At 71.8% G+C, this 18,670-nt stretch carries 17 protein-coding genes; 7 read left to right on the top strand and 10 right to left on the bottom strand.

All coding sequences use genetic code 11. The features are described from left to right. Window positions 1–46: 46 nt before the first annotated feature. The 3 genes from ACLQ29_RS06825 to ACLQ29_RS06815 all read right to left on the bottom strand — a co-directional run bounded on the left by ACLQ29_RS06825 (window position 47) and on the right by ACLQ29_RS06815 (window position 5,615). On the bottom strand, window positions 47–2,725 hold the full coding sequence (locus ACLQ29_RS06825; protein ID WP_425770814.1) for an ATP-binding protein: 2,679 nt from the start codon (window positions 2,723–2,725) through the stop codon (window positions 47–49). A gap of 133 nt (window positions 2,726–2,858) precedes the next feature. Continuing rightward, window positions 2,859–4,007 (bottom strand): acyl-CoA dehydrogenase family protein, encoded by a 1,149-nt coding sequence (locus ACLQ29_RS06820; RefSeq protein WP_425770813.1) that lies wholly within the window; start codon window positions 4,005–4,007, stop codon window positions 2,859–2,861. A gap of 75 nt (window positions 4,008–4,082) precedes the next feature. Beyond that, window positions 4,083–5,615: an acyl-CoA carboxylase subunit beta gene (locus ACLQ29_RS06815; RefSeq protein WP_425770812.1), complete on the bottom strand. Its 1,533-nt coding sequence runs from the start codon at window positions 5,613–5,615 to the stop codon at window positions 4,083–4,085. Window positions 5,616–5,784: 169 nt separating this feature from the next. Here ACLQ29_RS06815 and ACLQ29_RS06810 point away from each other — a divergent pair, with 169 nt between their 5' ends. Next, a complete protein-coding gene (locus ACLQ29_RS06810) occupies window positions 5,785–6,345 on the top strand; it encodes a snapalysin family zinc-dependent metalloprotease (RefSeq protein ID WP_393365141.1) in 561 nt (186 codons plus the stop codon). Window positions 6,346–6,399: 54 nt separating this feature from the next. Here the strand turns inward: ACLQ29_RS06810 and ACLQ29_RS06805 are convergent, their stop codons facing one another. From ACLQ29_RS06805 to ACLQ29_RS06795, 3 genes are all read right to left on the bottom strand, one after another. Then, the gene (locus ACLQ29_RS06805; protein WP_425771233.1) at window positions 6,400–7,311 is read right to left on the bottom strand and encodes a hydroxymethylglutaryl-CoA lyase; all 912 of its coding nucleotides are present in this window, start codon (window positions 7,309–7,311) and stop codon (window positions 6,400–6,402) included. Between the two features lie 44 nt (window positions 7,312–7,355). Next, window positions 7,356–8,693, bottom strand: a complete 1,338-nt coding sequence (locus tag ACLQ29_RS06800) for an acetyl-CoA carboxylase biotin carboxylase subunit (RefSeq protein WP_425770811.1) — start codon at window positions 8,691–8,693, stop codon at window positions 7,356–7,358. 71 nt (window positions 8,694–8,764) lie between these two features. Continuing rightward, the gene (locus ACLQ29_RS06795; RefSeq protein WP_393365138.1) at window positions 8,765–9,364 is read right to left on the bottom strand and encodes a TetR/AcrR family transcriptional regulator; all 600 of its coding nucleotides are present in this window, start codon (window positions 9,362–9,364) and stop codon (window positions 8,765–8,767) included. Between the two features lie 82 nt (window positions 9,365–9,446). Between ACLQ29_RS06795 and ACLQ29_RS06790 the strand changes: the two genes are divergently transcribed. Next, a complete protein-coding gene (locus ACLQ29_RS06790) occupies window positions 9,447–10,676 on the top strand; it encodes an MFS transporter (RefSeq protein ID WP_425770810.1) in 1,230 nt (409 codons plus the stop codon). On the opposite strand, the gene ACLQ29_RS06785 is transcribed toward ACLQ29_RS06790, so the two are convergent. Continuing rightward, the gene (locus ACLQ29_RS06785) at window positions 10,673–11,830 is read right to left on the bottom strand and encodes an FAD-dependent oxidoreductase (protein WP_425770809.1); all 1,158 of its coding nucleotides are present in this window, start codon (window positions 11,828–11,830) and stop codon (window positions 10,673–10,675) included. The two genes, ACLQ29_RS06790 and ACLQ29_RS06785, sit on opposite strands and share 4 nt — an antisense overlap. Window positions 11,831–11,937: 107 nt before the next feature. Between ACLQ29_RS06785 and ACLQ29_RS06780 the strand changes: the two genes are divergently transcribed. The 3 genes from ACLQ29_RS06780 (at window position 11,938) to ACLQ29_RS06770 (ending at window position 14,316) form a co-directional block, all read left to right on the top strand. Then, window positions 11,938–12,519: a TetR family transcriptional regulator gene (locus ACLQ29_RS06780; RefSeq protein WP_425770808.1), complete on the top strand. Its 582-nt coding sequence runs from the start codon at window positions 11,938–11,940 to the stop codon at window positions 12,517–12,519. A gap of 67 nt (window positions 12,520–12,586) precedes the next feature. Beyond that, a complete protein-coding gene (locus tag ACLQ29_RS06775; protein WP_425770807.1) occupies window positions 12,587–13,135 on the top strand; it encodes a SigE family RNA polymerase sigma factor in 549 nt (182 codons plus the stop codon). After that, window positions 13,132–14,316, top strand: a complete 1,185-nt coding sequence (locus ACLQ29_RS06770; protein WP_425770806.1) for a hypothetical protein — start codon at window positions 13,132–13,134, stop codon at window positions 14,314–14,316. The genes ACLQ29_RS06775 and ACLQ29_RS06770 overlap by 4 nt, the downstream gene beginning before the upstream one ends. Window positions 14,317–14,399: 83 nt before the next feature. Here the strand turns inward: ACLQ29_RS06770 and ACLQ29_RS06765 are convergent, their stop codons facing one another. Further along, on the bottom strand, window positions 14,400–15,302 hold the full coding sequence (locus tag ACLQ29_RS06765; RefSeq protein ID WP_425770805.1) for a sulfurtransferase: 903 nt from the start codon (window positions 15,300–15,302) through the stop codon (window positions 14,400–14,402). A 115-nt stretch (window positions 15,303–15,417) separates the two neighbouring features. On the opposite strand from ACLQ29_RS06765, the gene ACLQ29_RS06760 reads away from it, so the two are divergent. Next, the gene (locus ACLQ29_RS06760) at window positions 15,418–15,945 is read left to right on the top strand and encodes an RNA polymerase sigma factor (protein WP_425770804.1); all 528 of its coding nucleotides are present in this window, start codon (window positions 15,418–15,420) and stop codon (window positions 15,943–15,945) included. 271 nt (window positions 15,946–16,216) lie between these two features. Further along, window positions 16,217–17,182: a hypothetical protein gene (locus tag ACLQ29_RS06755; protein ID WP_425770803.1), complete on the top strand. Its 966-nt coding sequence runs from the start codon at window positions 16,217–16,219 to the stop codon at window positions 17,180–17,182. Window positions 17,183–17,268: 86 nt separating this feature from the next. Here the strand turns inward: ACLQ29_RS06755 and ACLQ29_RS06750 are convergent, their stop codons facing one another. Then, on the bottom strand, window positions 17,269–17,715 hold the full coding sequence (locus ACLQ29_RS06750; protein ID WP_425770802.1) for a hypothetical protein: 447 nt from the start codon (window positions 17,713–17,715) through the stop codon (window positions 17,269–17,271). A 2-nt stretch (window positions 17,716–17,717) separates the two neighbouring features. Then, window positions 17,718–18,485, bottom strand: coding sequence for an SGNH/GDSL hydrolase family protein (locus tag ACLQ29_RS06745; RefSeq protein ID WP_425770801.1), 768 nt, complete (start codon window positions 18,483–18,485; stop codon window positions 17,718–17,720). Window positions 18,486–18,670 lie beyond the last annotated feature (185 nt).

Below are 18,670 nucleotides of genomic sequence, written 5' to 3'. Positions count from 1 at the left end.
CACGCACGCCCACGCCCACGGGCACGGGCACGGGCACGGGGTCCTCCTAGGGCGCTTCGGGTCCGCTCCGGGCGGCCGTCAGCGCGTAGAGCAGTCCCGATTCCTGCGGCAACAGCCGAATGCCGCTCTCCTCGCAGACCCGTTCCAGCCGCTTGAGGACCGCCGGGTCCGCGGTGCTCGCGGCCAGTCCGACAAGCGCCTCCACCACGTCACGGCGCTCCTGACCTTTGGCATCGGCGGCAGCGGCGAACCACTCGGCGGCCAACTCCCGGTCGCCCCGGTGCAGCGCCAGATTCCCTTCGATCAACGCACCGAGCCCCGCCTCCGGCCCGCCGGCCGACAGCGCCGCGTCCTCCGAGCGTTGCCTCGGTATCACGGCCCGCCGAGCCGGCGCTCGCGGTGATTCGGCCGCTGGCTCAGCGGCCCCCGCACGCAGCTCGGTGAGCACCTCGGTCGCCTCCGCGGCACGACCATCCTGGGCGAGCGCCAACCCGATCTTTCCAAGCACCCGGCGGCGTCGCCTCGGATCACCCAGCTCGGACAACGCCGCGAGCGTCCGCCGGCCCTGGTCGACGGCATCCGCGTACCAGCCCTCCAGGCGGGCGACCTCGGCCCGATTGGCCCAGGCCAGCAGCCGTAGGCGCTGCTCCCCACTCTCGGCCGCGAGCCGGTCCACCGCGGCGAGCCGGCGGCGGGCGGCGGCCAGGTCGCCGGTCCGGATCTCGTGCCAGGCAAGACTGTTCTGGGCCACCGCCAGATCCCGGGTACGTCCATTACGGGCGGCCAACCGCAGCGCCGTCTCGGCCTGCTCGCGCGCCTCGTCCTGCCCACCGACGTCGATCAGCAGGGCGCCGAGGATGTTTCGCGCCTCCAGCTCCCCGGTGACATCGCCTACCTGATGGAAGATCTCCAACGCCGTACGCGCCGTCGACAGTTCCTCGGCGCCCGCACCGTGCTCGGCCGCGAGCTGGGCAATCCCGAGCGCGGCCCAGGCACGCAGGATCGGATCGGCGTCGGCGGTCCGCGGGTCGGCCAGCAGCCGCCGCAGCCACTGGCGCCCGGCGACGTCGCGCCCATGGAACCGCCACCAGCGGGTCAGGCACGCCGCCAGCAGCAGCGCGGTGAGCGGGTCGTCGGTGTTCGCGTGGGCCAGCGCCGAGCTGATGTCACTGCTCATCTCGTCCAGTCGGTGCACCGCGTCGGGCAGTCGGGGGCCGACCAGATCGCCCGCCGTCCGTGCCACCAGGCGCGCGATCACCTCGGCGTGCCGACGCCGGATGCAGGTCAACTCACCCGCGCCGGCCGCCTGCTCGACTGCGTAGTCGCGGACCGCGTCGAGCAGCCGGAACCGGAACTGCCCGGTGCCGCGTACGCTCAGCAGCCCCAGCTCGACGAGCCGGTCCAGCAGCGGAACGGGGTCGATCGCCACCGTGCCGTCCCGGTCGGCCTTGTCGCCGAGCATCTCCTCGGCCAACTCCACCGACCAGCGGTCGTCGAACACGGCGAGCTGCCGCAGCGCTGCCCGCTCGTCGGGTGCCAGCAACCGGTAGCTGGTCGCCACCGCGTCCCGCAGGGTGACCGACACCGCCGCCGAGGCGGGGTCCGACTCACGGGAATGACGGGTACGCGCGTCCGGGGCGTCCCAGCCGGGCCGGGTCGCCGGATCGGCGGGGGTGGCGAGGTCGAGCACGCGGTCGCCGTACCTGTCGAGCAACTCGGTGAGGTCGAGCAGTCGGCCCCGGGCGGCCATCAGCTCGATGGCCAGCGGCAGCCCTCCCAGCCTGCGGACCAGCGCGACGAGCGCGGGCAGCTCGTCGGGGGTGGGCGGCTCCCGGCGGACCTGAGCCAGTCGGGAGGTGAACAACGCGACCGCCGGCCACGATTCGAGCGTGGCAGCTCCCGCGCGTTCGGCGCCCGGTGGCGGCACGTCGAGCGGCGCGACCGGCCAGACCCTCTCGCCGAGCAGCCCGACCGGGTGCCGACCGGTGACCAGCACCCGCAACGAGGGCACGGCACCGAGCAGCCGGTGCAGCGTCGTGGCGGCCGGGCCCGGCGCGTGCTCCACCGCGTCCAGCACCAGCAGCGCCGGCCGTCCGGCGAGCCGGGCCACGAGTTCCGGCAGCCGTGCCGCGCTCAGTCCGGCCATCGAGGCGGCGAACACGTCCGGCCCGTCCGCGACAAGCACTCCGGCCACACCGCCCGGGTGGGCGACGGCCACCAGATGTGCGACGGCCGTCGCCAGCGCGGTCTTGCCGACGCCGGCCAACCCGACAAGGCTCACCAGCCGGGGCCCACGCTCCGCGGTCAGCATCGCGGCCAGCTCGGTGAGGTCGCGATCCCGGCCGACGAGCGCGACCGGCGGCGGAAGTGTGACCGGCAGGTTGGTGGCTGCCGCAAGCGCCGTCGTCTGATCACCGATCCCGGGTGCCGTCGGGGTGGGGTCCGGCCGGGTTGACTCGCCGCCGGAGGGGCCGCGGGCGGCGGCCAGGAACGCCGCCCGGCTGGCGCCGGTCAGCGCCAACGCCGTGGCGAGCAACTCGACGGTGGTGCGTTGCGGCCTGATCGAACGGCCCCGCTCCAGGTCACGTACCGTCCGCACACCCACCCCGGCACGGGACGCCAGCTCGGCCTGGGTCAGGCCGGCGGCACGTCGATGCCCGCGGAGCAGCTCCGGCAGGGAGGTACGACCAGCCGGGCTCCGTGACCGATCATGATCCGGAGTCATGGCCACGAAGAGTACGGATGGACTACGACCCTCGGCAGCCGAACGTCGGGCTAACGACGCCCGTTCGCCGATAATCCGACAGCCCTACGGACAGCCCCGCCGGACCGATCGGAAGGCTCTGCGCGGCGGACCTTCAGAGACCCAGATCGCGGGCGATGATCATGCGTTGCACCTCGCTTGTGCCCTCGCCGATCTCCAGGATCTTGGAGTCCCGCCAGAAGCGGGCCACCGGGTACTCGTTCATGAAGCCGTACCCTCCGTGGATCTGGGTGGCCTCCCGGGCGTTGTCCACCGCGATCGTGCTGGCGTGCAGCTTGGCGATGGCGGCCTGGCGCTTGAACGGCTCGCCGGCCAGCATCCGGGCGGCGGCGTCGTAGTAGGCCAGTCGCGCGGTGTGCGCCTTCAGCTCCATGTCGGCGATCTTGAACTGGATGGCCTGGTTGGTGCCGATCGACCGACCGAACGCGTGCCGCTCCTTCGCGTACTTGATCGACTCGTCGACGCAGCCCTGGGCAAGGCCGACCGCCAGGGCGGCGATGGCGATCCGACCCTCGTCGAGGATCCGCAGGAACTGCGCGAATCCCCGGCCCCGCTCGCCGAGCAGGTTGGCCGCCGGCACCCGGCAGTCGTCGAACGTCAGCTCGTGGGTGTCCGAGGCGGTCCACCCCACCTTCGAGTAGCCGGGTGCCACGGTGAACCCGGGCGTGCCGGTCGGCACGATGATCGTCGACAGCTCCTTGGAGCCGTCCGGGTTCGTGCCGGTCACCGCCGTGACGGTCACCATGGCCGTGATGTCGGTCCCCGAGTTGGTGATGAACGCCTTCGACCCGTTGATCACCCACTCGTCACCGTCGAGCACCGCCCGCGTCTGGGTGCCGGCGGCGTCCGAGCCGGTGCCGGGTTCGGTGAGACCGAACCCGGCCAGCGCCTCGCCGCTGAGCAGCCGGGGCAGCCAGGTCGCCTTCTGCTCCGCCGTGCCGAACCGGTGGATCGGCATCGCGCCCAGTGAGACCGCCGCCTCCAGCGTGATGGCCACGCTGGAGTCGACCCGGGCCAACTCCTCCAGGGTCAGGCAGAGCGCGAAGTAGTCGCCGCCCATGCCGCCGTGTTCCTCGTCGAAGGGCAGGCCGAACAGGCCCATCTTGCCCATCTGACGGATCACCTCGTACGGAAAGGTGTGCTGCTCGTAGTGCTCGGCGATGACCGGGGCGACCACCTGGCGCGCGAAGTCCCGCACGCTCTCCCGCAGCGCCGCTTGATCGTCGGTGAGCCGGAAGTCCATCTCATCCTCCTGTAAGGACGGTCCGTCGGGCGCTCGTGACGCCGGGACGGGTCGCGGTGGGGCCTGGGTCGAGGATCAGACCGGGGTGACGCCGTGCCGACGGCGGGAGAAGTGCCGATCCTTCGTCCGCGCGGCCGCGAAGCGACGGACCAACTCGGTACGCAGGTCGTGCGGTTCGACGATGGCGTCCACGACCAGCTCGCTGGCCAGCCGGACGACGTCGATGTCCTGCTCGTACTCGGCCCGTTTGGCGGCCACGAAGGCGGCCCGTTCGGCCTCGTCCTCGATCGCCGCGATCTTGTTGGCGTAGACCGCGTTCACGGCGGCCTCCGCGCCCATGACCGCGATCTTCGCGCTGGGCAGCGCGATCGTGGCATCCGGCTCGAACCCGGGGCCGGCCATCGCGTAGAGGCCGGCGCCGTACGCCTTGCGGACCACCACGCAGATCTTCGGCACCGTCGCCTCGGAGATCGCGGTGATCATCTTGGCGCCGTGCCGGATGATGCCCTGCTTCTCCACCGCACTGCCGACCATGAAGCCGGGTACGTCGCTGAGGAACAGCAGCGGCACGTTGAACGCGTCGCAGAGCTGCACGAACCGGGTCGCCTTGTCGGCCGAGTCGACGAAGAGCACGCCGCCCTTGAACATCGAGTTGTTGCCCAGCACCCCGACGACCTGACCGTCGAGACGGCCGAAGCCGATGGTCAGCTCCTTCGCCCAGAGCGCCTGGATCTCGAAGAACGAACCCTCGTCGAGCAGGCCCTTGACGTACCGCCGCATGTCGAACGCCTGCCGTTCGCTTGCCGGCACCAGCGCGGCCAGGTCGGCCTTCGCGGGCGCGGCGACCGCCGGCGCGGTCGGCGGCGCCTGCGTCCAGTTCGCCGGCAGGTACGACAGGTAGGTCTTGACCACGTCCAGCGCGTCGGCCTCGGTCTTGCAGAGGAAGTGCCCCACGCCGGACTCGGCGGTGTGCACCTTGGCCCCGCCCATCGCCTCGAGGGTGGTCTTCTCGCCGGTGACCATCTCGACCATCCGGTCGGAGCCGAGATACATGCTCGCGTTGCCGTCGACCAGGGCGACCACGTCGCAGAACGCCGGGATGTACGCCCCTCCGGCGGCGCTCGGGCCGAACAGCGCGCACACCTGCGGGATCGAGCCCGAGGCGCGGACCTGGTTCCAGAAGATCTTGCCGGCGCCACGCCGGCCGGGGAAGAGGTCGACCTGGTCGGTGATCCGGGCGCCGGCCGAGTCGACCAGGTAGACCATCGGCACGCCGGCGCCGTACGCCCGCTCGATGATCCTGATGATCTTCTCGACGGTGCGGGCGCCCCAACTGCCGGCCTTGACCGTGGAGTCGTTGGCCATCAGGCAGACCTGCCGACCGTCGATGGTGGCGGTGCCGGTGACCACGCCGTCGGCGGGCAGCCCGTCGGCGAGCGCGTTGGCGTAGAGGCCGTCCTCGACGAACGAGCCCTCGTCGACCAGGAGCGCGACCCGCTCGCGGGCGAAGAGCTTGCCCTTGGCGGCGTTGGCCGCGTGGTACTTGTCCGCGCCGCCGGACCGGGCCCGCTTGCGCAGCTGCTCCAGTGCCTCACCGTCGAGCGTCACGCCGACTCCCTCGCCATACTGACCTGAACGATCGTTAGGCTAGCGCATCGGCGCGACCACCCGCGACCCATGAGCGAATCAGACCGGCGAGGCCCAACACAAGACATTGAATAACATGAATCCTTGTCGCTAGGCTCCTGGCACCCCTCCTCCCGGATTGGAGTCAGCGATGACCTCACGACTCAATCGGCTCGCGGTCGCGTTCCTCGCGACGGCACTCGCAACCGTCGGCGTCACGGTCGCCAACCCCGCGCCAGCGTCCGCCGCCATGACCATCTGCTACAACACCAGCCAGGCGGGAAGCTACGCCAGCGTCGCCAACCAGTCCGCCTCGATCTGGAACAACGCCACGTCGAACCTGACGCTCTCCGCGAACTGCGGCTCCAACCTGCGGATCTACCGGATCACCGGCGGCGGTTCCTACGCCGTCCGGACCAGCCTCGGCAACGGCCGGGTCTACATCGACACCCAGCAGGCGGCGCAGTACAGCGTGCTGCGGATCATGACCCACGAGATCGGGCACATCCTCGGCCTGCCGGACAACTACAACGGCAACTGCGCGATCCTGATGTCCGGTGGCAGCGCCGGCACCGGCTGCACCAACCCGTACCCGAGCACCGCCGAGGCGAACCGGGTGAGCAGCCTCTTCGCCGGCACGTTCAGCGCCACCGACCGTAACGCGAACGTCTTCCGGGACAGCTGGCCGAGCGTGGTCGCTCCGGTGAGCTGACCGACTCGGCAGGTGGAAGGGGCCGGCGCCCGTGCCGGCCCCTTCGTCGCGTCCTCAGCTCGGCAGCGGCGTCAGCCGGGTACGCGGGCCGGCCCGCAGCACACCGGACGGCAGCTTCTTGCCGAGCAACTCCTCGGCCAACTCCGCCGCCTCGATGAGCGCCGGCAGATCGATGCCGGTGTCGATGCCCATGTCGTGCAGCATGTGCACGGCCTCCTCGGTGGCCAGGTTGCCGCTCGCCCCCGGCGCGTACGGGCAACCGCCCAGACCACCGACGCTGGCATCGAACTCGGTGACCCCCAACTCCAGCGCGGTCAACAGGTTGGCCAGCGCCGTACCCCTGGTGTTGTGGAAGTGCAGCAGCACCGGCACGTGCGCGTTGCGGTCGCGTACCGCGGTCAGCAGCTCGCGGACCCGGCGTGGGGTGCCCATTCCGGTGGTGTCGCCGAACGCGACCCGGTCCGCGCCGTCGCGGACCACCCGGTCCACGATGCCGGCCACCCGCTGCGGGTCGATGTCCCCCTCGTACGGGCACCCGAAGCTCGTCGCGACGATCACCTCGACCCGCGCGGAGGCGGCGTGCAGCAGGTCGATCAGCTCGGCGATGTCGTCGAGCGACTCGTCGGTGGACCGGTTGACGTTGCGTCGGTTGTGCGTGTCGCTGGCCGAGACCACCACCTCGATCTCGGTGAAGCCGGCCGCGAGGGCGCGCTGGGCGCCCCGGGTGTTCGGCACCAGCGCCGAGTAGCGCACGCTGTCGGCCTTCGTGGCCCGCTGCCACACCTCGTCGGCGTCGGCCATCTGCGGGATCGCCTTCGGGTGCACGAACGACACCGCCTCGATCCGGCGCACGCCGGTGCCGGAGAGCGCGTCGAGCAGCCGCACCTTGGCGTCGGTCGGGATCGGGTCCTCGTTCTGCAACCCGTCCCGTGGCCCAACCTCACGAATGGAAACGAAACCCGGCAGGTCCGTCACGGGGTCACCTCACTCTTGATCAACGGGGTCGGGGGTCAGCGCATGCGGGAGACGATGGCCGTGTCGTAGGCGCCGGAGCGGAACTCCTCGTTGTCGAGCAGCTCGGTGAAGAAGGGGAGATTGTTCTTCGGGCCGGCGATCTGGAAGGCGGCCACCGCGACCTTCGCGCGTTCCAGCACCTCCGCCCGGGTGGCGCCGGTGATGATCAGCTTGGCCAGCAGGCTGTCGTAGAACGGGGTGACCGTGTTGCCCTCGGTGTAGCCGGAGTCCACCCGGACACCGTCACCCGTCGGCTCCACCCACGTCCTGATCACACCGGGACCGGGCAGGAAGCGCTTCGGGTCCTCGGCGTTGACCCGCATCTCGATGGCGTGGCCCCGCGAGGTCAGCGCGTCCGGGTCGAACGTCGGGGCCAACCCGGACGCCACCCGCAACTGCTCCTCGACCAGGTCGATGCCGTACACGTACTCGGTCACCGGGTGCTCCACCTGAAGGCGCGTGTTCATCTCCAGGAAGAAGAACTCACCGGTGGCCGGGTCGAGCAGGCACTCCACCGTGCCGGCGTTGCGGTAGCCGACCGCCTCACCCGCGCGCACCGCCGCCGCCAGCAGGCGGGACCGCAGCTCCGGCGAGACCGCCGGGGACGGGGACTCCTCGACCAGCTTCTGGTTGCGCCGCTGCACCGAGCACTCCCGCTCGCCGAGCGCCACCACCCGACCGTCGGCCAGGCCGAGGATCTGCACCTCGACGTGCCGCACCCGGGGGAAGAACCGCTCGATCAGCACCGAGCCGTCACCGAACATCCGCTCGGCGAACGCGCGCACCTTGTCGTACTCGGTGCGCAGCGCCGCCTCGTCGACGGCAACGCCCATGCCCATGCCGCCGCCACCGGCCGCGGCCTTGACCATCACCGGGTAACCGATCTCGGCGGCGGCCGTCACCGCCGCGTCCAGGTCGGCGGCCGGGTCGGTGGTGCCGGGCGCGACCGGAACGCCTGCCGCCGCCATCAGGTTCCGAGCGTTGATCTTGTCGCCCATCGCGGTGATCGCGTCCGCGCCGGGCCCGACCCAGATCAGGCCGCGGGCCTCGACGGTACGGGCGAACTCGGCGTTCTCCGATAGGAAGCCGTACCCGGGGTGGATGGCCTGCGCGCCTGTCGACGTGGCGGCGGCGAGGATCGCCTCGGTGTTGCGGTAGCTCTGCGCCGGGGCCGGCGGGCCGATCAGGACCGCCTCGTCGGCCTCGGCGACGAACGGCAGGTCGGCGTCGGCCTCCGAGTACACAGCGATCGCGCGGATGCCGAGCCGCTTGGCGGTACGGATGATCCGGCGGGCGATCTCGCCCCGATTGGCGACCAACAGTGACTCGATCATGTTTCCTCCCGGCGTCCGGATGGTGGGACGATGTCAGGGAATCATGACCGGCCTGCTTCTGACGAGTCGGCTCAGGCGAGCAGTGCGGCCAGGGCCGCCCCACGCAGCAGCTCGGCGCGACGCCGCCGATCCACCTCGCCACCGAGGAACGGGGTCGAGTTCATCAGACCGAACGCGGCGTGCGCGATCACCCGCGCCTCACCGTCGGGCATGCCCGGGTGCAGTGCGGTGAGCACCGTCACCCACTCCTCGACGTAGAGCCGTTGCAGACGGCGGATGCGCCGTCTCGGCTCCTCCGGCAGGCGGTCCAGCTCGTGCAGGTGCAGCGCGATCACCGCCGGGTTGGCCAGCGCGAACTCGACATGGAAGTCGATAAGCGACTCCAGCACCTCGCGGGGATCGTCCGGGTGCCCGACCGCGCGTTCCCGCCCGCCGGCCAGCAGACCCTCACTCACCGGGATGAGCGCGGCAGCCAGCATCGCCTCCTTGCCGGCGAAGTGGTGGTAGAGCGCCGGACCGGTGACCCCAGCGGCCGCGCCGATGTCGTCCATCGACACACCGTGGTAGCCGCGGGCGGCGAACAGACCAACCGCGATCTCCAGAATCTCGTCCTTGCGGGACCTGCGCCGGCCCGTACCCGCCGCACCCCGTGCCTGCTGCTCCACCGTCACCGGGCAAGCCTAGACCGCGAACTGCCTGCGATGGAGGACAGCGGCTTGACCCTCGACCCGGTCGAACCCGCACGGTCACCGGATGACCTCCCCTCCGCTCGGCCGAGATTTCCGGCTGCTCTGGTCCGCCGCCGTCTCGTCGAGGTTCGGGGACGCGCTGCGTACGCCGGCGTTGGCCCTGCTGGCCGCGACGGTGACCCGCGACCCCCGGATCATCGCGGCGGTCGTCGTGGCCGGTCAGCTACCGCCACTGCTCTTCGGCCTGCTCGGCGGCGTGTACGCGGACCGCTGGGACCGACGTCGAACGATGGCCCTGGTCGACGGCGTGCGCGCCACCGTGGTGGCGGCGCTGGCCGTCGCGGTCGCCCTCGACCGGATCGGTGTCGCGGTGCTGCTGCTGGCCGCGTTCCTCCTCGCCGCGTTGGGCACGCTCTTCGACTCGGCGTCGTTCGCCCTGCTTCCGGCGCTGGTGCCCCCGGACGCGCTGCCCCGGGCGAACGGTCGACTGCAGGCGGGGGCCGCGGTGGCCGGCGGCTTCCTCGGCGCGCCCGCCGCCGGTCTCCTCTACACCGTCGCCCCGGCCCTGCCGTTCGCTCTCGACGCGGTCACCTTCGCCGCCGCCGCCCTGCTCGTGCTGGCCCTGGCACCGGTTGCGACTCCGGCCCCGGTCGCGCACGGACGACGCGGGTCGGTGTGGAGCGAGATCGCCGAGGGGGTGCGGTGGCTACGCGACCACCGGACACTGTGGCGGGTCACCCTGCTCGCCGCCGCCAGCAACCTGGCGATCAGCGGAATCATGGCGGTGCAGGTGCTCTACGCGCTCGACGTGCTGCGGGTGCCGCCCGCCGGGTACGGGCTGTTCGCCGCGGCCGCCATCGTCGGCGGCGTGACGGGGGCGCTCGGTGCCGGCCGGCTCGCCGCCCGGGTCGGCACGCTGCCGGCGCTGCGCGCCGTGCTCGCCGTGGAGACCGTGGCGCTTACCGGGTTCGCGCTGGCCCGCGATCCGGTGCCGGGTGGCCTCGCGTTGGCCGTCTTCGCCGCCGGGACTGTGGTGTGGAACAGCCTGTGCGCGTCGTACGGGCAGCGGCACGTGCCGGCCGGGCTGCTCGGCCGGGTCGGTGCGGCCCAGCGGATGGTGGGTCTGCTCACCGCACCGGTCGGGGCGGTGCTCGCCGGCCTGGCCGCCGCTGCGTACGGCACGGCGCCGGTGGCGGGCGCGGCGGCAGGCACGTTCGCGCTTGTCACAGTGGCCGCGTGGCGGACACTACGGCCGGCCGCGACCGGCGTGCCGGACCACAACGGGGTCGCCTAGCCTGACGCCGGCTGCCGGTGGGACAACCCGGACAGGCGTAGCGCGACCTTCCGGCGGGCCGGCGGCAGTGCGCCGAGCAGCCGGATCAGCACGTCCCGGGCGGGTCGGTGGGCCGGGGAGACGGTTGCCAGCCGGGTCAGCCCGGCGGCGAAACTCAGCACGTCCTCGGCCATCGGCCGCTGCCCGGCGCTGTAGTCGTCGAGCAGCGACTCCGGGCCTCCGTCGAGCACGTCCGCCACGGCGGTGCCGAGGGCGACCGCGTCGCAGATGCCGAGGTTCATGCCCTGACCGCCGGCCGGGCTGTGCACGTGCCCGGCGTCCCCGGCCAGCAGCACCGGCCCGGCTCGGAAGGTGTCGGCGATCAGGTGGTGCACCCGGAACCGGGAGCCCCAGAGGACCTCGGTCACCCGGTCGGGTCGTCGCGCCGGACCGCGCTCGTCGAGCAGCGCCTGGAGGTAAGCCGCAGCCGGATCCGGCGGAGCGCTCGCCACCGCGGCCACCAGCCGGACCACCCCGCCCGGCAGCGGGGCCCAGATCAGCGGGCCGGACCGCGCGAGGAAGAGCGCCACCTCGTCGCCGGGCAGGACGCTGTCCACCCGCACGTCGGCGAGCACGAAGGACTCCTCGTCGCGGGGGCCGCTGAATCCGATGCCGGCTGCCTGCCGGACGGTGCTGTGCAGGCCGTCGGCACCGACCACGTACCGGGCGCGCAGTTCCGTCCCGTCGATCCGCGCGAGCACCCCGCCGCCGGTCGGTGTCAGGCCGGTCAGCCGGGACGGCCGTCGGACCCGGACGCCGTGGGCTGCCAACTGTGCGGCGAGGACCGCTTCGGTGACCGACTGCGAGATCAGCAGCGCGTAGGGAAAGCGGGACGGCAACTCGTGGAACGGCACCGTCAGCAACACCCGGTCCCGGTCGCGCACGGTGAAGCGCGGCGACCGCATCCCCTGGGCGACGAGCGGCGCCGCCGCGCCGATCCGGTCCAGCACCTCCAGGGTGTACGCGTGCACGACCGCCGCGCGGGAGGTCGTCGGCGGCGCGGCCAGTTGGTCCAGCACGGTCACCTCGATCCCGCGTCGGGCGAGCGTCAGCGCGGTGGCGAGACCGGTGGGGCCAGCGCCCACCACCAGCACGTCGGTGCTCACGGGCAGCATGGCCACCTCCGTAGAAGCCGTTGCCAACACTTGTTGGCAAACACATGTTGGCAACGCTAGGGCGCTGCTGATTGTGTGTCAACAGTTGTTGGCATACGGTCGTCGCCATGACCGCGTCCGCTCAACCGACCCACAGCCGTCGCTCCGATGCCACCCGGGCGGCGATCCTGCGAGCGGCCCGGGAACGCTTCGCGGCGGACGGGTACGAGCGCGCCACGATCCGGGCCATCGCCGCCGACGCCCAGATCGACCCGTCGATGGTGATGCGCTACTACGGCAGCAAGGAGGGGCTCTTCGCGGCGGCCGCCGAGTTCGACCTCCGCCTGCCCGATCTGGCCCCGGTGCCGTCCGCCCACCTCGGCGAGGTGCTGATCCGGCACTTCCTCACCCGATGGGAGGGCGACGAGACGCTCGTGGCGCTGCTCCGGGCCGCCAGCACCAATCCGGGCGCCGCCGAGCGCATGCGCGGCATCTTCGCCGACCAGCTCACCGCGGCCGTGGCCACGTTCGGCACCGACCCGGCGACGACAGCCCGACGTGCCGGTCTGGTGGCCAGTCAGATCCTCGGCCTGGCCTTCACCCGATACATCGTCCGCCTGCCACCGGTGGTGGATATGCCAGCCGAGGAACTGGTCGCCTGGATCGCGCCGACCCTGCAGCGCTACCTGACCGGGATTCCGGAAAACTGACCCAACCTTTTACCCCTCCCCGTGCGTCTGGCAGGTGACGCGTAACGCGACGGCCGGGAGGGGGCGGATGGCACCGACGGGACACGACGGCCGGGACGGCTACCTCGCCTTCGTGGAGAACCACCAACACCGGCTGCTCCGTTCGGCCTATCTGATCTGCGGCAACCGGCACCAGGCCGAGGATCTGCTCCAGGACGCCCTGCTCAAGCTGGCGCTGCGCTGGGCGTCGGTCCGCGACGGCGACCCCTCGGCGTACGTGCGGGCCATCCTCTACCGGGATGCGGTGTCGTGGTGGCGACGGCGACGGCGGGAGTGGCTGAGCGCCACACCACCGGACCGGGCGACCCACGACCGGGACGGCGCGCTGCGGCTGACACTCCACGACGCACTGAGCCTGCTGCCGCCCCGGCAGCGGGCCGTCCTGGTGTTGCGCTACTACGAAGACCTGACCGAGGTCGCCACCGCCGAGGCGCTCGGGGTGACCGTCGGCACCGTGAAGAGCCAGTGTCACGCGGCGCTACGCCGCCTCCGCGAGGTCGCCCCCGACCTCGCCCGGGACGCCCGGCCACGGCAGGGCTCGGCCGATCTGGCCGCCGGCATCGAGGTGAACCCGTGAACGAGCAGGACCTGCGCCGGTTGCTGACCATCACCGTCGAGGACGTGCTGCCCAGCCAGCCGGCAGCGGCCAGTTGGGACCGGGCCCGGCGCAAGCGGCGTACCCGACGGGTCATCGGCGTGGTCGCCCTGGCCGTGACACTCGTCGGCGGTGGCACGGTGGCGGTCCTGCGGCCAACCGATCCACCACCGAATCACTCGGTGGCGCCGACTCCGACAGCCGTCCCCACGCACGCCGATCCCGTGCAGCACCCGCCCGCCGAGCTGACCTTCCCGCCCGATCCGCTGACCCGGCTCGGCGGCCCGGCTACCGTGCCGCTCTCCGAGCGACCGGTCCAGCGGGCGCTGGCGCTGTTCCAGCCGACGGACGAGGAAAATCGCGCGGACGGCCCGGTTCGGGTGCTCGGAAACGACGGCGTGGTACGCAGCCTCGACGTGGTGACGCTGCAACCCACCCGGGATGCGGGCTACAACGAGGCACCCGCCGTGAAGCCTGGCGTGCTGTCGCCGGACGGCAAGTCGGCGGCGTTCGCGCAGACCAAGGAACTGGTCGTCGTCGACCTCACCACCGCGCAGGTGCGCCGGATTCCCCTGGACGGCTACCTGGAGCTGGTCGTCTGGGCGAACGACCGGGTGCTGGTCGGCGGCGACGACCGGACGTACGCGGTGGACCGGGTCACCTGGGCGGCGAGCAGGATCGACGTGTCGGCCTGGGTCCTGGCCGCACCCGACCCGGAGGCCGGCCGCGAGGCGCCGCTCGTCGAGTTGATCGGCGAACGGGATGGCCTGGCACTGCGCAGCCGCACCGCCCGCGAGGCAACGATCCGTTCCGAACAGGAGATCACCGGCGACGGACTGCCCTCGCCGTATGAGATCAACGAGTTCTACGGCCGGGGCTGGCTGCACGGCGGGCGGCTGGCCAGCGCGGCGTGGATCACCAGCGATGAGATCGACGGTGCGGAGGGGGCGGCGGTGCTGGACGCGCGGACCGGTGCCGTGTCCCACCTGCTCGACCTGGGCCGGGAGCGCAGTAAGGGCTGCTGCGAGGTGCTGGGCTGGGACAACAAGGGTGCGGTGCTGCTCCGGTTGGAACCGGCCGCGCTGGCCCGCTGGGACCCGGAGACCGGCGAGGTCACCGGCATCATCCGCGACCTGCGTGGCGTGATCGCAGTCGCCGGTTGAACGACCGTCCCCGCGCGAAAGGGCATCGCGCGGGGACGGTCCACACCACCGGCCCGCTCAGGCGGCCAACAAGCCGGCGTCGCTCAGGCGGCGAGGCCACCTGGCTGGTCGCCCTTGACGACGGGCGCCCGGACCAGGTTGCCCCACTCGGTCCACGAGCCGTCGTAGTTGCGCACCTGCGGGTAGCCCAGCAGGTGCCGCAGCACGAACCAGGTGTGGCTGGACCGCTCGCCGATCCGGCAGTACGCGATCACGTCGTCGTCCGGGCTGAGCCCGAGCTGGTCGGCGTAGATCGCCTTCAGCTCGTCGGCGGACTTGAACGTGCCGTCGGAGTTGGCGGCGGACTTCCACGGCTTGCTGACCGCGCCCGGGATGTGGCCGCCGCGCAGCGCGCCCTCCTGCGGGTAGTCCGGCATGTGCAGCGTCTCGCCCGTGTACTCACCCGGTGACCGGACGTCGACGAGCGGCCGACCGGCGGCGATGTGCGCCATGACCTGCTCACGGTAGGCCCGCAGCGGCGCGTCGTCGCGAAGCGGCACCGGGTAGTCGGCGCGGGGACGAGCCGGCTTGTCGCGGGTCACCTCGCGCCCCTCGGCGATCCACTTCTGCCGGCCGCCGTCGAGCAGCCGCACGTCGGCGTGGCCGAAGAGCGAGAACACCCAGAGGGCGTACGCGGCCCACCAGTTGAAGTTGTCGCCGTAGAAGACGACCGTGTCACCCCGGCCGATGCCCTTCGCGGCGCACAACTCGGCGAAACGCTCGGCGTCCAGGTAGTCGCGGGTCACCTGGTCGTTCAGCTCCAGGTGCCAGTCGACCTTGACAGCACCGGGAATGTGACCCGATTCGTAGAGCAGCACGTCCTCGTCGGACTCGACAACCACGAGGCCCTCGTCGCCCATGTGCTCGGCCAGCCACTCGGTGGTGACCAACCGTTGCGGATCCGCGTACGACTGAAGGCGGGGATCAGGATCGTTCGGCACAGACATGATCCCCAAACTACGCCGCAACCCTGCCCGCCGACCGACCATCGGCGATCGGGCGCAGCGGATGCGACGCTTCACACGTGACAGCGGCGAGACCCGCCGACCTCTGAGGATCGACATGACCCAACGGCACCGGACCGCACCGCCTCGGGTCGTCCCGCCACCGCTGGACTTCACCGACTTCTATCAGGCGCATTTCCACCGGATCGCGGTGCAGCTCTATGCCTACCTCGGCGACCACGCCGAGGCGCAGGATCTCACTCAGGAGGCGTTCTGCCGGGTGCTGGAGCGGTGGGATCGGATCAGCGGCTACGGCGACCCCTCCGGCTGGGTGCGCCGGGTGGCCTGGAATCTCGCCACGAGCCGGCTGCGCCGGGTGCGGACCGCCGTCAACCATCTGGCCAGGCAGCGGGCAGAGCATGTACCCGGACCGGAACCCGACCGGGTGGCGCTGACCCGAGCATTGGCCACCCTGCCGACCGTCCAGCGGCGCGCAGTTGTGCTGTACCACCTCGCGCACCTGAGCGTCGCGGAGATCGCCGACCAGTTGGGCGTTCCGGAAGGCACCATTCGCTCCTGGCTGTACCGGGGACGGGCGGCACTGGCCACGTACTTCACCGAGCGGCAGGAGGCCAACCGTGCGTAACGTCGCTCTGGAGGAGATGTTCGCCGATTTCGAGGCGGAGACCAGAACCACTTTCCGACCCCCCGGCGCTCCCGACGCCCAGCGGCGGGTACGCGACCGCCGACGCCGCCGCCGAGGTCTGCTGGCTGGCGTCGCCGCGATCTTGCTGGTGGGCCCGGCCGGCGCGTTCGCTGTCGCTGGACGGGATGTCGACCGCCAGAAACCCGCTCCCACCGAGTCGGCCGACCCGAGGCTCGTCGAGCGGAAGATCGGCCTCCCGCAGGGGGTCGGCGTGTTGGTCGACCTCAGCTTCGTCAACGCCCAACACGGATGGGCGCTCTTTGACACCTGCGGTACCACCGCGCCGCCGGAGGGCCTCGACTGCCGACTCACCTTCGCCCGGACCACCGACGGCGGCATCGTCTGGACCATGTCCGGACGCCCCCCAACCCGGCGCCCCGGCTCATACCTGCTTCCGCTGGACGACCGCACGCTCACGGTGGTCATGGATGACGGCTACTACGTGACCACCGACGGAGGGACGACGTTCACGACCTACCCGTTCAGCTCACCACCACCTGTGACCCAGCAGGCACAGGCCACGGCCAGCGGATTTGCCATTCGATGCCCATCGACAGGCGGGGTGCCGGGCGTGAATTGCAAACGATGGCAGCTAGAGCGAATCGGTTCCGGTGCGGTCCAGCCGCAGCCCCCGGTGGCCCCCACCCAGGAGAGCACCGGTGGGTTGATCGAGGGGGGTGACGGGCGACTCTGGCTGTCGGTACGCGAGAGGGACAAGCTCTCTGTCCTGGTCAGTGCCGACAAGGCGGCGACGTGGCGACTGCTGCCGGCCATCGAGGGGGCGCACCAGCTGATGGTCTCACCGGACGGCCGCGACGCCTGGCTGACCACCGTCGCCGAGTCCGGGTTCGGCGAGGCCAGTCTCAAGAACGTGTGGCGCCTTGCCGGAGACCGGTGGGAGCCGGGGCCCGGGTTACCCGACGACACTCGCACCGCTGCCGCGATGAACGGCGGAATCCTTGCCGTCACTGGGACGTATGGCGGCTTCGGGTTCTGGGTCGAAGGCCGCTACGTTGACGCGCCCGAGCTGCGTGCTGCGACCCTATCGGGCACCGACCGCGCGGATGAGCCCTCGATCGAGGTACTGCCGGACGACACCGTGGTCGTCAGCAGGGCGGCCGCGGCGATCATCGGTACCGGTTCTGGCACCACGCGCACGTGGACTCGGATTTCCTGATCCGAAACGCCGCCGACGGGCGTGAGCGAGCCGCTCGGGCACGCCGGTGGGCCGCGGTTCACACCGCTGCGGCCCGTGCCGAGCGGTCAGGCGCGGCGGTGGGCGATCCGGCCGGCGACCACGGTGACCAGGCAGACACCGTCGGCGGCAATTACCGCGAGATCGGCGCGCTCACCCGCACCCAGCGTGGGCGACATCGCGGCGGGCAGCACGAGCAGGTCGCTCCGGTCGACGGCGACCCGCAGCGCCGGGTCGGCCAGGTGCTCCGCCAGCACCGCCGTCACCCCGGTCCGCAGCAACGCGTGCACCCGCTCGCGCGGGGTGGGCGCCGTCGGCAACGGACCGTCGTGCAGCAGGCCCGGCCCCAGCGTGCCGGGCCAACGGCGGACCCGCACACCGGCGTACGCCTCACTCAGCTCGGCCAGCGGGCCGAGGGCCTCGACCCGGTCGCCGCTGACCAGCACGGCGTGCTCCGATACCGGCTCACCGCCAGGGGTGCGCCGCAGTTGCGGCGCGGTGTGCAGGGTGAGCATGGTCAGTCGACGATCGGCCCGAGCACCGGGCGCTTCGCCGTCACGGTGTCACCTGACGACCGGCCGGTCAGCCGTCGCTTCAGCCAGGGCGCGAGGTGCCGACCGGCCCACCGCACGTCGGCGGCACGGGCAGCCAACCACGGCGATGGCGCCGGGTGCGGCGGGACCAGCAGCCACTCCTCGTCGCAACCAACCCCGAGCGCGTTCAACACCTGCCCCGCGACCCGCCGGTGGCCGGCCGGGGAGAGATGCAACCGGTCGGTGCTCCACAGCATCGGGTTGAGGAAGGTGTCGTCGGCGTACAGGTCGACCATGATGGCGCCGTGCCGCTCGGCGGTCTCGCCGACGGCCTGGTTGAGCAACTGCACCCGGGGGGCGACGAGTCGCTGGCCGGGCAGCCGGGCCATCACGTCGGCGAACCGGAAGAGCAGCACGTCCGCGCCGCCCGACCGCAACTGCCGGACCACCTCGTCGAAGCGGGACACCAGCGTGTCCGGGTCGAAGGTGCGGCGCAACACGTCGTTGCCACCGGCCGCGAAGCTGATCAGATCCGGCTTCATCGCGACCGCCGACGGCACCTGCTCGGCCACCACGCTGGGGAAGAGCCGACCCCGGATGGCCAGGTTCGCGTACCGGAAGTCGGGTCCCGCCTCGGCGGCGAGCCGGGCCGCCACCAGGTCCGCCCAGCCCCGGAAGGTGCCGTCCGGGTACGCGTCATCCATGCCTTCGGTGAAACTGTCCCCGACCGCGACAAAACTGCGCCAGCGCACCCGCGCCCCCTCACACCACTCGTTGCCTGCGGCGACCAGTCTGTCACCGAAGGCACGGCCGGCAGTGCCCCGATCGGGCGACGTGGCGGAGGTCATGCGACGCCGAACCGACCCAACTCCCATGATCGACACGAGTTCACGGAAATCGCGGTATCCGAGGCGAGTTGACACCGCGACATCGGTGA

Source organism: Micromonospora sp. DT228, assembly GCF_049841595.1.
Lineage (GTDB): Bacteria > Actinomycetota > Actinomycetes > Mycobacteriales > Micromonosporaceae > Micromonospora.
Note: the sequence above shows the minus strand (reverse complement) of the source record. Positions and strands in the feature narration are given on the sequence as shown.